Origin of the sequence: Pontiella sulfatireligans, assembly GCF_900890705.1 — a bacterium.
GTDB lineage: Bacteria > Verrucomicrobiota > Kiritimatiellia > Kiritimatiellales > Pontiellaceae > Pontiella > Pontiella sulfatireligans.
This window is the reverse complement of sequence record NZ_CAAHFH010000001.1, coordinates 662,009-675,016: the sequence shown is the minus strand read 5'-3', so window position 1 is coordinate 675,016 and position 13,008 is coordinate 662,009. Positions and strand designations below refer to the sequence as shown.

Annotated in this window: 13 protein-coding genes; 9 read left to right on the top strand and 4 right to left on the bottom strand. The window is 54.8% G+C overall.

The window, feature by feature from the left end; all coding sequences use genetic code 11:
• Positions 1-594 precede the first annotated feature (594 nt).
• The 5 genes from SCARR_RS28020 (at position 595) to SCARR_RS02435 (ending at position 5,981) form a co-directional block, all read left to right on the top strand.
• Positions 595-771, top strand: a complete 177-nt coding sequence (locus SCARR_RS28020) for a symporter small accessory protein (protein WP_168432925.1) — start codon at positions 595-597, stop codon at positions 769-771.
• Positions 772-882: 111 nt separating this feature from the next.
• Positions 883-2,529 carry a sodium:solute symporter family protein gene (locus SCARR_RS02445; protein ID WP_136059931.1) on the top strand — a complete coding sequence of 549 codons (1,647 nt, stop codon included), beginning with the start codon at positions 883-885 and terminating at the stop codon, positions 2,527-2,529.
• A gap of 81 nt (positions 2,530-2,610) precedes the next feature.
• A complete protein-coding gene (locus SCARR_RS28015) occupies positions 2,611-2,787 on the top strand; it encodes a symporter small accessory protein (protein ID WP_168432923.1) in 177 nt (58 codons plus the stop codon).
• A 125-nt stretch (positions 2,788-2,912) separates the two neighbouring features.
• Positions 2,913-4,559, top strand: a complete 1,647-nt coding sequence (locus SCARR_RS02440) for a sodium:solute symporter family protein (protein ID WP_136059930.1) — start codon at positions 2,913-2,915, stop codon at positions 4,557-4,559.
• A 15-nt stretch (positions 4,560-4,574) separates the two neighbouring features.
• Positions 4,575-5,981, top strand: a complete 1,407-nt coding sequence (locus SCARR_RS02435; RefSeq protein ID WP_136059929.1) for an alginate export family protein — start codon at positions 4,575-4,577, stop codon at positions 5,979-5,981.
• Between the two features lie 75 nt (positions 5,982-6,056).
• Here the strand turns inward: SCARR_RS02435 and SCARR_RS02430 are convergent, their stop codons facing one another.
• The 4 genes from SCARR_RS02430 to SCARR_RS02415 all read right to left on the bottom strand — a co-directional run bounded on the left by SCARR_RS02430 (position 6,057) and on the right by SCARR_RS02415 (position 9,135).
• Positions 6,057-6,473 carry a hotdog fold thioesterase gene (locus tag SCARR_RS02430; RefSeq protein ID WP_136059928.1) on the bottom strand — a complete coding sequence of 139 codons (417 nt, stop codon included), beginning with the start codon at positions 6,471-6,473 and terminating at the stop codon, positions 6,057-6,059.
• Positions 6,474-6,559: 86 nt separating this feature from the next.
• On the bottom strand, positions 6,560-7,036 hold the full coding sequence (locus SCARR_RS02425) for a 2-oxoacid:acceptor oxidoreductase family protein (RefSeq protein WP_136059927.1): 477 nt from the start codon (positions 7,034-7,036) through the stop codon (positions 6,560-6,562).
• 100 nt (positions 7,037-7,136) lie between these two features.
• The gene (locus tag SCARR_RS02420) at positions 7,137-8,732 is read right to left on the bottom strand and encodes a thiamine pyrophosphate-dependent enzyme (protein WP_136059926.1); all 1,596 of its coding nucleotides are present in this window, start codon (positions 8,730-8,732) and stop codon (positions 7,137-7,139) included.
• Positions 8,722-9,135: a thioesterase family protein gene (locus tag SCARR_RS02415; protein WP_136059925.1), complete on the bottom strand. Its 414-nt coding sequence runs from the start codon at positions 9,133-9,135 to the stop codon at positions 8,722-8,724. The genes SCARR_RS02420 and SCARR_RS02415 overlap by 11 nt, the downstream gene beginning before the upstream one ends.
• A 207-nt stretch (positions 9,136-9,342) precedes the next feature.
• On the opposite strand from SCARR_RS02415, the gene SCARR_RS02410 reads away from it, so the two are divergent.
• The 4 genes from SCARR_RS02410 (at position 9,343) to SCARR_RS02395 (ending at position 13,007) form a co-directional block, all read left to right on the top strand.
• On the top strand, positions 9,343-9,531 hold the full coding sequence (locus SCARR_RS02410; protein WP_136059924.1) for a ferredoxin: 189 nt from the start codon (positions 9,343-9,345) through the stop codon (positions 9,529-9,531).
• A 182-nt stretch (positions 9,532-9,713) separates the two neighbouring features.
• Positions 9,714-11,045 carry a phenylacetate--CoA ligase family protein gene (locus SCARR_RS02405; RefSeq protein ID WP_136059923.1) on the top strand — a complete coding sequence of 444 codons (1,332 nt, stop codon included), beginning with the start codon at positions 9,714-9,716 and terminating at the stop codon, positions 11,043-11,045.
• A 94-nt stretch (positions 11,046-11,139) separates the two neighbouring features.
• Positions 11,140-11,580: an ACT domain-containing protein gene (locus SCARR_RS02400; protein ID WP_136059922.1), complete on the top strand. Its 441-nt coding sequence runs from the start codon at positions 11,140-11,142 to the stop codon at positions 11,578-11,580.
• Between the two features lie 107 nt (positions 11,581-11,687).
• Positions 11,688-13,007 carry a phenylacetate--CoA ligase family protein gene (locus SCARR_RS02395; protein ID WP_136059921.1) on the top strand — a complete coding sequence of 440 codons (1,320 nt, stop codon included), beginning with the start codon at positions 11,688-11,690 and terminating at the stop codon, positions 13,005-13,007.
• Position 13,008: the final 1 nt, after the last annotated feature.

Genomic DNA, 13,008 nt, shown 5'->3' with positions numbered 1-13,008 from the left:
TCCAAATAGGTTTTAATACGTTGGAAATGAAGCGCCGAATGTAGCAAACCCCCTAAAAAAGTCGCCCTCTTTTTCCAACGTATGGAAATTGAAGAGTGGTAGGCGCAGTGGTGACCACCCGCGCTTTTAGTTCCTTCCGCTCTAATTTCTTACCATTATGCATTCCTAAACAGATCACTCTCAAACCACTCTGGGATAAGGTGTTTAACCACGAAATACACCAAGCACACGAAATCTGTCCTGAGAATCTGTTTCGTGTATTTCGTGGTTTATTAATCTGTTGCGCAGCCGCGTTAGTTACTTACATTCTGACTTCTTACCAGTTTGCGTTCCTAAACTGGCGCCCCCTTACCTGCTTTTCACGAAAATGTTAGGCAGAATAATTGGGTGGCAGAATGATTTTTCCTGCTTTGAGAACTGAAATTATTCTGCCACTAAATCATTCTGCCTATATCCCTTCTGCTGCGAAGCCGCATTGGGTAATATATTAATTGTTAAGAATTTGGTTTATTTCAAAATCCCTATTGGCAATGCGCATTTAATCCTGCTAACTTGCTTAATATATATTGAACAATGGCAACACAGGGGGATGCAATGCTTGGTATAGAAGACCCATGGGTGGTAAGCGCCTACTATCTCTGCATATTCAGCGCACTATTTTGCCTGATATGGGGAATCATCAAATGGAACAAGGACGATCCAGAAACCGAGCCAGGGGAAGAAATCAGGCGTTGGGCTGAAGAGGAAAATCGCGTTGAAGAGGAACTCTAGGGTATTTCGACTTTCGGATCTGCGACCGCTTCCCTTAGCAGAAGGCCAACACCGCCTGCGTTCCACACATCAGCAATCAAAAGTCCATAATCTAAAATCAGGAGCAATCACATGTCTATTTGGATGATCATCATTGTTGTCGCCTATCTGGGCGTTATCGGCTACTTGGGCTTCCGGGGCTTCAAGTCCACCAAGACCGCCACCGACTATCTGCTCGGCGGTCGGGAGGCTCATCCCTATGTGATGGCGATGTCGTACGGCGCCACCTTCATCAGCACCTCCGCCATCATTGGCTTCGGCGGTGCGTCGGCCGTCTTCGGGATGAGCCTGCTGTGGCTTCCGTTCCTGAATATTTTTCTGGGCATCTTCATCGCCTTCTGGCTGTTCGGCCGCCGTACGCGGAAGATGGGCCTTCGCCTCGACGCGCATACCTTCCCGGAACTGCTCGGCCGCCGTTTCAAGTCGCGTTTCATCCAGGGCGCGGCGGGGGTGATTATTTTCCTGTTCGTGCCGATGTATGCCTCGGCGGTGCTGACGGGGGCGGCCAAATATCTGGCCTACCAGTTTTCGATGAACTACAACATCGCGCTGTTTGTCTTTTCCGTCATCATTGCACTTTACGTGGTTATGGGCGGCATCAAAGGCGTCATGTACACCGATGCGCTGCAGGCTACAATCATGTTGATTGGCCTTAGCTTCCTGTTGTACATGACCTACCACAAGCTGGGCGGCCCAACCGCCGCACACCAGGCGCTGACCGACATGGCCGACCAGGTTCCCGCCAAACTGCAGGCCGCCGGACACCGGGGCTGGACGCGCATGCCGCAATTCGGCACCCCGCTGTGGTGGACGGCGGTCAGCACCATCATCATGGGTGTCGGCATCGGCGTGCTCGCGCAACCGCAGCTGGCCGTGCGCTACATGACCGTTAAGAGCGGCAAGGAACTCAATCGCGCCATTCCCATCGGCGGCGTATTCATCCTGCTGACCGCAGGGGTCGCCTACATCGTCGGCTCGCTCTCCAATGTTTTCTTCCAGCAGACGGTCGGGGAAATTTCGATTGCGGTGGCCAAGGGAGATGTGGAGCAGATCATTCCAATGTATCTGCAGGCCGCCACGCCCAATTGGTTCAGCGTGCTGTTCATGCTCACGCTGATGTCGGCCGCGATGAGCACGCTCAGCAGCCAGTTCCATGTGATGGGCACTTCCATCGGCCGCGACCTGATTGAAGAATCGCTCGGGCGGAAAAGCAAAAACGGCGGCGTCCTGGCCACACGCATCGGCGTGTTGGCAGGCATTCTGGTTTCCGTTTACCTCAGCTATGCGATCGAAATCAAGTTCGGCAAAACCGGAACCGCCGTCGTAGCGCGCGGCACCGCAATCTTTTTCGGGCTATGCGCCTGCGCCTTCCTGCCCATGTATGTCGGCGCGCTCTGGAGCCGCGGCATCACCAAAGCCGGGGCCATTGCCGGACTGATCGGCGGCGCGGCCTCGAGTTTGCTTTGGATGTTGCTTATACACGAGAAAGCCTCCACCGCTCTGCTTCTATGCAATACGTTTTTCGGCACCCGTTCGCTGGCCATCCAGACCGTGGAAGGCAAGGAGGTCTTCCTCAGCAGCGGGCCGATCATCTGGGCCTTTGTCGATCCGCTCCTCATCGGCCTACCGATCTCCATCTTGCTCACGGTGCTCGTTTCAAGGTTTACGAAAAAAATCACGGACGAACATTTGGCGCACTGCGGAATGATGAGCGAATAATCCATAATTGCGTATTGGCATTCCGTATTTATTTGCGCTAACATATTGGGTAAGTCAAACTAGTCAATGATAGGGGGAAGTATGTTAGGTATAGCGGATCCGTGGGTGGCTTTGGCCTACCTGCTTTGCATTGTCAGCGCACTATTGTGCTTGGTATGGGGAATCATCAAATGGAACCAAGACGATCCTGAAACCGAGCCTGAGGAAGAAATCAGGCAATGGGCGGAAGAGGAAGATCGTGTTGGAGAGGAACTCTAAGGCATTTCGAATGCCGATTTTTGAATTTCGATTTTCGGGTCTCCGAGCGCCCCCCTTAGCAGAAGGCCAACGTCGCCAGAGTTCCACAAATCAGCAATCCAAAATCCAAAATTTGGAGAAAACGCATGTCTATTTGGATGATTATCGTTGTTGTTGCATATCTATGCATTATCGGATACCTCGGCTTCCGAGGCTATAAAACCACCAAGTCCGCCACCGACTACATGCTCGGCGGACGCCAGGTCCACCCCTACGTCATGGCGATGTCGTACGGCGCCACTTTCATCAGCACCTCGGCCATTGTCGGCTTCGGCGGCGCGGCCGGCGTATTCGGCATGGGCCTGCTCTGGCTAACCGTCATGAATATTCTGATCGGCATCTTCATTGCCTTTTGGGTGTTTGGCGGACGAACCCGTAAAATGGGGCTGCGGCTGGATGCGCACACCTTCCCGGAGTTGCTGGGCCGGCGCTTCCAATCCAAGTTTATCCAAGGCGCGGCGGCAGTGATTATTTTCATGTTCATCCCGCTCTATGCCTCTGCGGTGCTGACGGGCGCGGTTAAATACATTTCCTCGCAACTGTCGATGGACTACAACACCGCGCTGTTCATCTTCTCGGTCATCATTGCCCTGTACGTCATCATGGGCGGCATAAAAGGCGTGATGTACACCGATGCGCTGCAAGGCACCATCATGCTCTTCGGCATGCTGGCCCTGCTCATTCTCACCTACACCAAGCTCGGCGGCGTGACCGCCGCGCACCAGAGTCTGACCGACATGGCCCATCTGGTTCCCGCCAAGCTGCAGGCCGGAGGCCACCAGGGCTGGACCAGCATGCCCAAGTTCGGCGCGCCGCTCTGGTGGGTGCTCGTGAGCACCATCATCATGGGCGTCGGCATCGGCGTTTTGGCTCAGCCGCAGCTCGCCGTGCGCTACATGACCGTCAAGAGCGGCAAGGAGCTTAACCGCGCCATCCCGATCGGCGGCGTGTTCATCATGATGATGACCGGCGTAGCCTTTATTGTCGGTGCGCTGGCCAACGTCCACTTTCAGCAAACCGTTGGGAAAGTCGCGATTGTCGCTGCCAAGGGCGATGTGGAAGCGATCATTCCCATGTACCTTCAAAGCGCGATGCCCGAATGGTTCAGCATCCTGTTCATGCTCACGTTGATCTCGGCGGCGATGAGTACGCTCAGCAGCCAGTTCCACGTGATGGGCACCTCGCTCGGGCGCGACTTGGTAGAAGAATCCATGGGGCGGAAACAAAAGGGCGGCGGCGTATTGGCCACCCGCGCCGGCGTATTGCTCGGCATTCTGATTTCCGTTTACCTCAGCTACATCATGGAACTGAAGTTCGGCAAGACCGGCACCGCCATCGTGGCGCGCGGCACGGCAATCTTCTTCGGGCTTTGCGCCTGCGCCTTTCTGCCGATGTATGTCGGTGCGCTGTGGAGCCGCGGCATCACCAAGGCCGCCGCTATCGCCGGCTTGCTGAGCGGATCCCTTTCCAGCCTGTTCTGGATCATGTTTGTACAGGAAAAGGCCTCCACCGCCCTGCTCGTCTGCAGCAAGCTGTTTGGAACGCGCTCGCTGGCCATCCAGCTGGTCGACGGCAAAGAGGTCTTCGCCAAGACGGGACCGATGGTTTGGGCGTTTGTTGATCCGCTGATCATTGGCCTGCCGATTGCCATCGTGGCAACCGTGCTTGTTTCGTTGTTTACAAAAAAAACAGCGGCAGCGCATCTGGATTTTTGCATGGGAAAGAAGAAGTAACTATAGGGGATGAAAATGGAAAACAAACGTATCATCATGTTGCTCGCAGCCGCAAGCGCCGCAAGTGTTGCCTTCGCGGCTGAAACAGAAATCCCGGCGACCAATGCTGCACCGGAAATTGCCGAGGTTGAAGCTGGAGAAGCTATGGCCATGTCGGAGCTGGCGCCAAAAGAAGAAGACCTGTTCAAGATGGGCGGCGATGTTCGTCTGCGCGAAGTCTACTTCAACAACATTCCTTACAACATCGGCGCCCAGGCCCGCGGCGGCGAAAATGAGTTCCAACGCTATCGCCTCCGCCTCTGGGGCGAGCTCCACCCGGCCGAAGACCTCTATTTCCGCACTCGTGCGGTCTACGAATTTCGCACCGGCTCAAAGGGAACTGCGCGCCAGGGATGGGAATCAGAGGATGAAATTGTCTTCGACAACCTGTTCGTCGATTGGAAACTGGACGACATTGCGTTCCGCATTGGCCGCCAGGACCTGATCTACGGCACCGGAAAAGTGATCTTGGACGGAACGCCGAAAGACGGCTCCCGCACGATCTACTTCAATGCGGCGAAGGCCAGCTACACGGGAATTGAGGATACCACCGTGGATTTCCTGGCCATGTATATGCCGTCCGAAGACGAGCTGGCGATTCACGGCCAGGATCGGGATCTCATCGGCAAGACCGGCGGATACTATCACGGCGATGAAGTCGGCGGCGGCGTCTACGCCAAGAACCAGTCCTGCGAAGCGCTTCCGTTCGAGGCCTACTATCTAATCAAGACGCAGGAAGGGGAATGGACCAGCCCGGCCACCGGCATTTCGCACGACGACGAAGTCCGCCACACCTTCGGCACCCGCTTGATGCCAAAGTTTTCCGAAACCTTGAGCGGCAACCTTGAACTGGCCTACCAGACCGGCGACGACATTTCGGCCTATATGATCGATTCGCTGGTAACCCTGAAGTTGACGGCGCTTGACGACCTGAAAGCTTCGGTCGGACTCGGCTGGTACCACCTCTCCGGCGACGACCCCTCCTCAAGCACTGATGAGGGCTGGAACCCGCTGTGGGCGCGCTGGCCGCAATATTCCGAACTCTACGTCTACTCGTACGACACCGAAGGCGCCGGGCGCTGGTCCAACGTCAGCATGCCGCATATTGACTTTTCGATCTCTCCGTTCGAAAGGCTGAAAATGGACTTCCTGCTCGGCTATATGTTTGCGCCGGAAGACGACGGCGTTGGCGGCGGACATAACCGCGGACTGCTCTTCACCTTATGGAACAAATTCACCATCGGTGAAGGAATGTTCTCCGAAAAGGATAAGCTGACCGGCCACCTGCTGATCGAACTCATGCAGCCCGACGACTATTACTCGTCCAACCAAGAGAACGAAACCGCCGCGTTTATCCGAGCGGAACTCAGTTACGCGTTCTAGGCTTTCTTTCGCCAAAACACAAAAAGCACGCTCCGCTCGCGGAGGGTGCTTTTTGCTTTTTCAATGGAAGAAAAACTATTCGTGTTCGGGAAGCGGCGTACTGGTTTTATAAACGGTGGCGTTATAGACGGCAATCTGTTCGCCGGCGGTGTTCGTGACCTTCACCCGGTAGTGCGCCAGACGCCGGCTCGCTGAAACCTCTTTCGCTTTTGCAATCAAGGTGTCGCCCAGCTGCGTTGCATGAAACACCTGAATATTTCCGTTGGTCAGCAACGCCACGTTGCCATAGGAGTTCGAGGCCGCTGCCAGCGCAATGTCGGCCAGTGCAAAAATTGAGCCGCCGTGCGCAACGCCCGCCGCATTGAGGTGCTCTTTAGCAACCTTCAATTCGGCATAGGCCCGCCCTTCGCTCACCTCGGTCAACTCCACCCCCAGCAGCTTGCCGAGGTTGTCGTTCTTGCGGATCAGTTCCTTAATATGTTCAGCACTCACTCAAAACCTCCGGTTTTGCAACGTCTAATTTCTAAGCTCTAAACCCTAAACAAATGATTTACCAGATTTGTTTAGGACTTCCGCCACTAGGCGGAATCGCCTCTGCCTAAATGGAAGGCTTTTTCGTTCACGTCAACCAAACGTTCCGGAAACAGCTGACGAATGGCACTCATCCACTGCTCAACAGAAAACTCCATGTGTTTGCTAAGCGCCCCCAAAAGAGCAACGTTCAGCGTTCTTTTATTGCTCAGACGTCCCGCATCGAAATCTGAAGGCTTGACGAGAACTCCACCGGCTTTCATGAAATGCTGGTTCGGCTCAATTTGATCTTCGCCCAGAACAACCAGGTAATCGGCTTGACCAGCAGAAATCATCGGACTCAAGACCTTGTCGCCAAAACGCAGGTCAGAAGTAATTGAACCGCCGCGCTGGCTCATGCCGTGCACTTCAGCTTTTTTAACATCGTTGCCCAGATCAAACACGACACGGCCCAGAATATCGGTACACGTCAGAATCCCCTGGCCGCCCAACCCGGCAAATTTTACATTTGTAACTTTACTCATTTTTCAAATCTCCTTTGCGTATTTCGTACTGCGTATTACGTATTTCTAAAGCAGGTTTCTTTCCGTCGCCATGCCAATACGCAATACGTAGTACGATTTTCTAGCGAACCTTCTCGCCGCGTCCGATTTTTGCATCGCGAACAATCGCTAGAATGCAGGGGCGTCGGGCAATAATAACGGTCAGGTCATTCGAGGCCAAAGCGTCTTTGGTTGCCTGTTCAAAGGCTTCCATTTCGCGGGCCGGATCAAAGATCAAAACTTTATCAACCCCCATTGCTTCGCATGTTCCTTCCAGCGAAACGGTTTTTTCTGCCGGCTGATGATCTAGTTTTCTGCCTGTTCCCGGGTGCTCCTGCAAACCGGTCATGGCCGTGGTTCCGTTATCGAGAATCACGATGACATGTCCGTATTTCGGCCGGTTATAAACCATTTCCGCCACACCGGTCAGACCGCTGTGCATAAAAGTGCCGTCGCCTATGACACTTACAATTTTACGGGCCTGTTCTTCCGGAAGCACATGGCGCATGCCCAAGCCGATACCGATGGAACCACCCATGCAGATGCAGGTATCCATGGTTTCGAACGGTGGGAGCACACTCAGCGTATAACATCCGATGTCCCCGGAAATCGTGCACCCGACATTTTTCAGCATCTGGAAGCTGTTACGGTGCGGGCAGCCGTCGCACAACTGAGGGGGCTTGCCACGCGGAGGCGCAGGCTCTTCTGTATCGTCGCCGGCAATAATGCGCTTCACGCGCATCACGTCGAGCTCGCCATAGCGGTAGCGTTCCATACGGGGGCGAACCCTGCCGCCGGCCGCCTGTACTTCCGTCTGGATGAAGGGGTCGCCTTCTTCAATGATTACGCAGTCATCAACGGAATCGATAAAGTTCAAAATGGATTTTATGGGCAGCGGATAAACCATGCCCAGCTTCATCACTCTGGCGTCGGGATCGGCTTCCTGCGCGTGCAGGGCGGCAACACCATTGGCAATAATTCCGAGCTTATTTCCGCTTCCAATGATTGGATTAGGACCTTCGGTGCAATTCCATTCTTCTATTTCGGCAAGTTTTGCACGCAACCTTTTATGCGCAGGACGGGCATAGGCCGGAATCATGACGCGACCCTTAATATCACGGACATAGTCGGCCAGAGGAACTTCTTTGGAGTCGGATGCCGCCACGATCGTTTTGGAATGGCAGACGCGGGTGCAAAGGCGCAGAAAGACGGGCTGGCTCCAACGTTCGGAAATTTCGAACGCGAGCTTGGTCATGTCATAGGCCTCCTGCGAGTCGGCCGGTTCGAACATCGGCACGCCGGCAGCGCGCGCATAATTGCGGGAATCCTGTTCGTTCTGCGACGACGCCATTCCGGGGTCGTCGGCCACGGCCAAAACCATGCCGCCGGTCACGCCGGTATAGGCGACGGTAAAGAGCGGATCGGCCGCCACGTTCACGCCCACATGCTTCATGGTCACGATGGTTCGGGTGCCTGCAAAGGCCACGCCGATGCCGACTTCCAGAGCCACCTTTTCATTGGGCGACCACTGCGCTTTGCAGCCTTCGAGCTTGGAATAGTTTTCCAGAATTTCTGTGGATGGCGTTCCGGGATACCCCACACCCAGCGCACAGCCGGCGTGTTTGGCTCCCAATGCCACGGCTTCATTGCCGCTCATCAGTTTGCGTTCACTGCTCATGTGTCTCTCCATTTAATAAATCATTAATCCAATCCGGAATCCGGACCGGCTTCCCTTCGGGGGTGGTCAGGGCGTGGATCGTAAACCCCTCGGCAACCAGCTGGCCAGAATCCGCCAGTGTAATCACCGTCTCAAATTTCAAACGGGCCCGTCCTTCGCGGTCACAGACCGTTACCATATTCAGCAGATCATCGTATCCTGCCCGACCGCGAAACTTAAGGCCGGCGTCCACAATTGGAGCCATTATTCCGCGCTCCTCCCATTCGGCATACGGTGTGCCCGCCGCCCGGGTCAACTCCGACCGCCCCACTTCCATCCATTCAAGCAGTCTGGAATTATAGAAAGTTCCCATTCGGTCTGATTCGCTGTAGCGCACTCTAAGTTGATGTGTATGGCTGAACATAATTTCCCCAGAGAAAACAAGTGTGCAGTTAACCCGTTTTCTGGAGACGTTTCAACTCCTTATGACTTCAGTCGCTACCGGTTCTTCAAGAATTATTACCCGGCCCGCCAATTGCTCTGGGAAAGGTTGACCTTTTTCTTCCGAATGTTCTATCTTCTGACGTCCAGCTACATAGAAAAAAAGCAACCTTAACCTCCGGGAGGAAATATGAAATTCACCGTTGACCAGAATCTTTGCATTGGATGCGAGGCATGCCAGGGCATCGCCCCGGAAGTATTTGAATTCCCCGACGGAACATCTTCGGTAAAAATCGATCCGGTACCGGAAGAGCTTCAGAAAAGTGCATTGGCAGCAGAGGAGAATTGTCCCGTAGAGGCTATATCTCACATTTTGTAAGAAGGCGTTTTGTGCTGTGTGCTTCAATGAAGCCGAGCATCTAAACCGAATCTTGCTTCGGTTCCTGGCGAAAAGGGCGTTGGGCAACGGCTCCTGCAATTTCACGGGTCGCGGCCTTGCTTAAATTGCGTATCTTTAGTAAACGTTGTCGGTTCGTTTAAATTCTAGAGAAAGGCACGATTATGCATGCACAATGGAACGACCGGGAAAGTCTGATGCACCCTGCTTCAGCCCCCGATTATATGCGTGAGGAACAACTCCGCACCCTTCAACTTCAGCGCCTTCGCGCCATCACCAAGCACGCCTACGATAATCAGCGGCTTTTCCGCGAGCGCATGGATGAACGTGGTGTAAAACCAGAGGATGTCCGATCACTGGAAGATATCCGCAAGCTGCCCTTCACCCAGAAGACCGATCTGCGTGACACCTATCCCTACGGTCTTTTTGCCGTTCCGATGAACGAAGTGGTTCGCTTGCACGCTTCGTCCGGCACCACCGGAAAGCCGATTGTGGTGGCCTATACCGACGAGGATATCGAGGTTTGGAAAGAGGTCATGGTACGTACCTTCGCCTGCGCCGGCCTGCACAGCGGCGACATTATTCAGAACGCCTACGGCTACGGTCTCTTCACCGGAGGGTTGGGCGCGCACTATGGCGCAGAAGCCCTCGGCGCCACGGTTATTCCAATCTCTGGAGGAAATTCCGAGCGGCAGATCATGGTGATGCGCGACTTCGGCACCACCGCCATCTGCGCTACGCCGAGCTATTTCCTGCACCTCATCGAATATGCCGAAAAGATGGGCATCGACTGGGACGAAATCCCGTTGCGCGCCGGCGTATTCGGCGCCGAGCCGTGGACCGACGAAATGCGCGAATACATCGAAGGCAAAACCGGCATCAAGGCCTACGACATCTACGGCCTCTCAGAAATCATCGGGCCGGGCGTCGGCATGGCCTGCGAAAAACAGCACGGCCTCCATATCTTCGAAGACCACTTTATGATCGAGATCGTCGATCCCGTCACCGATGAAGCCATGCCCGATGGCGAGGAAGGCGAGCTGATCATTACCACGCTCAGCAAAAAGGCGATGCCCGTCATGCGCTACCGCACGCACGACATCACCAGCGTTATTGCCGGAAAATGCGAATGCGGCCGCACCATCCGCCGCATCAACCGCATTGCGCGGCGTTCCGACGACATGTTCATCATCCGCGGCGTGAACATCTTCCCGTCGCAGATTGAAGCGGCCCTGCTCAAGGTTGAAGAAACCCAGCCCCACTATCAGATCGTGCTCAGTAGCCACGGCGGCATGGATCAGATGGAGGTGCAGGTCGAGGTCAGCGCCAAAACATTCACTGATACCGTCCGGGGTGTGGAAGCCGTCCACAAGCAGCTTTCCGATGCCATCGCGCACATTCTCGGCATCCGCGTCAAACTCACCCTCGTCGAGCCCAACACCATCGAGCGCTCGATGGGCAAGGCGAAACGCGTAATCGACAACCGGACTAAATAATTAAACACAAAGGCACAAAGAGCTCGAAGCACACGAACAGCCGCCGCCTCAGTGAACTTCGTGCCTTTGTGTTTAAAATACAGGAGCACAGAAAATGAAATTAAAGCAGTTATCAGTATTTTTGGAGAACAAGCCCGGACGCCTGCGCGAGCTGTGCGCTTTGCTGGCCGAAAACCAAATCAACATCATTACGCTTTCGCTGGCGGACACCGAGCAGTTCGGCATTCTGCGCCTGATTGTAAAGGACTACGACAAGGCGAAGACACTGCTCGAAAGCAATGGCTTCGTGGCCAAGCTGACGGAAGTTATTGCGGTCGAACTGGACGATCAGCCCGGCGGACTCAGCGAGATTCTTTCCATTGAGGAAGCATCCGGCATCAGTGTTGAATATATGTATGCCTTTGTCATCAAGAGCGGCGAAAAGGCTGTGCTGCTCTTCCGCTTCGACGACATGGACAAAGCCGTTGCCGCTCTGCAGCAAGCCAATCTCCCCATCCTCGACAGCGTCGAGCTCTATCAGCGCGCCGAAGGGTAACAAAGATTTAACAGAAGAACGCAAAGACCGCGAAGCAGGTATGATTTCGCAATCCCTTTCTTTGCGACCTTTTCGTTCTTTTTTGAAAACAGTACAGGTTGTTTGATATGAGTAAATTTGTGATTGAAAACCGGATTTGGGACAAGGAAGAGTCGTTGCCGCGCGGCGAACTCAAGGCTCTCCAGTCCGCGAAGTTGCGCGAAACCGTTGAACGCGTGCAGAATGTACCATTCTATAAAGAGGTGTTTTCTAGAACCGGAATCACGCCGGGAAAGATCCAATCCTTGGACGATCTGCAACGCCTCCCCTTCACCACCAAGGCCGACCTGCGCGCGGAATATCCACTGCGCATGCTGGCCGTCGATCGCGCGGAGGTGGCGCGCTACCACGGCTCGTCCGGCACCACCGGAAAACCGACCATGGTGGCCTACACGCAAAACGATCTAAAAACCTGGGCCAACCTGTGCGCACGCTTTTTGACCGGAGGCGGACTGCTTCCGCAGCACACCGTCCAGATTGCTTTTGGCTACGGACTCTTTACCGGCGGGTTCGGCCTCCACTATGGTGTGGAGCACGCTGGCGCATCCGTCATTCCGGCGGCGGCCGGCAATACCCCGAAGCAAATTATGCTGATGATGGATATGCAGGTCGACGCGCTCGTCTGCACGCCGAGCTATGCGCTGAACATTTCCGAATTCATCATCCAGAACGATATTCCGCGCAATGCGCTGAACCTCAAATATGCCCACTTTGGCGGCGAGCCGTGGACGGAAGACATGCGAACGCGCATCGAAGATGAAATGGGCATCCTCTGCTTCAACAACTATGGCTTGAGCGAAGTCATCGGCCCAGGAGTCAGCGGCGAATGCGCAGTGCGCGACGGCATGCATATTTCCGAGGACGCATTCATTGTCGAATGCATCAACCCCGAAACACTCGAACCGATTGCGCCCGGCGAAGAGGGCGAGCTCGTGTTCACCTCGCTCTGCAAAGAGGCCATGCCGATCATCCGCTACCGCACGCGCGACATTGCCTCGCTCAACCCCGAGCCGTGCGCCTGCGGACGCACCACGGTGCGCATGAGCCGCATCACCGGGCGCAGCGACGACATGCTCATCATCAAAGGCGTTAACGTCTACCCGTCGCAGGTGGAGCAAGCGTTGCTGCGGGTCAAAGGAACCGCCCCCCACTATCAGATCGTAGTTGAGCGCCCCGACCGCAAGGATGTGGCCACGGTGAAGGTTGAAATGACGGAAGAGTCGTTCAGCTCCAGCATGAAAGAGATGCAGGAACTCAAGGACAAGATCGGCCGCGCCATCCAAGGCATCACCGGCCTGCGCATGAACATCGAACTGGTTTCACCCAATTCGCTGGAGCGTTTCATCGGCAAAGCCCAGCGGGTTGTTGACCACCGAAAAATAGTCTGAT

What these genes read in the sequence shown, in the direction of transcription:
- SCARR_RS28020 (WP_168432925.1), top strand. Translation starts at nt 595, where the DNA reads ATGCTTGGTATAGAAGACCCATGGGTGGTAAGCGCCTACTATCTCTGC.
- SCARR_RS02445 (WP_136059931.1), top strand. Translation starts at nt 883, where the DNA reads ATGTCTATTTGGATGATCATCATTGTTGTCGCCTATCTGGGCGTTATC.
- SCARR_RS28015 (WP_168432923.1), top strand. Translation starts at nt 2,611, where the DNA reads ATGTTAGGTATAGCGGATCCGTGGGTGGCTTTGGCCTACCTGCTTTGC.
- SCARR_RS02440 (WP_136059930.1), top strand. Translation starts at nt 2,913, where the DNA reads ATGTCTATTTGGATGATTATCGTTGTTGTTGCATATCTATGCATTATC.
- SCARR_RS02435 (WP_136059929.1), top strand. Translation starts at nt 4,575, where the DNA reads ATGGAAAACAAACGTATCATCATGTTGCTCGCAGCCGCAAGCGCCGCA.
- SCARR_RS02425 (WP_136059927.1), bottom strand. Translation starts at nt 7,036, where the DNA reads ATGAGTAAAGTTACAAATGTAAAATTTGCCGGGTTGGGCGGCCAGGGG.
- SCARR_RS02420 (WP_136059926.1), bottom strand. Translation starts at nt 8,732, where the DNA reads ATGAGCAGTGAACGCAAACTGATGAGCGGCAATGAAGCCGTGGCATTG.
- SCARR_RS02415 (WP_136059925.1), bottom strand. Translation starts at nt 9,135, where the DNA reads ATGTTCAGCCATACACATCAACTTAGAGTGCGCTACAGCGAATCAGAC.
- SCARR_RS02410 (WP_136059924.1), top strand. Translation starts at nt 9,343, where the DNA reads ATGAAATTCACCGTTGACCAGAATCTTTGCATTGGATGCGAGGCATGC.
- SCARR_RS02405 (WP_136059923.1), top strand. Translation starts at nt 9,714, where the DNA reads ATGCATGCACAATGGAACGACCGGGAAAGTCTGATGCACCCTGCTTCA.
- SCARR_RS02400 (WP_136059922.1), top strand. Translation starts at nt 11,140, where the DNA reads ATGAAATTAAAGCAGTTATCAGTATTTTTGGAGAACAAGCCCGGACGC.
- SCARR_RS02395 (WP_136059921.1), top strand. Translation starts at nt 11,688, where the DNA reads ATGAGTAAATTTGTGATTGAAAACCGGATTTGGGACAAGGAAGAGTCG.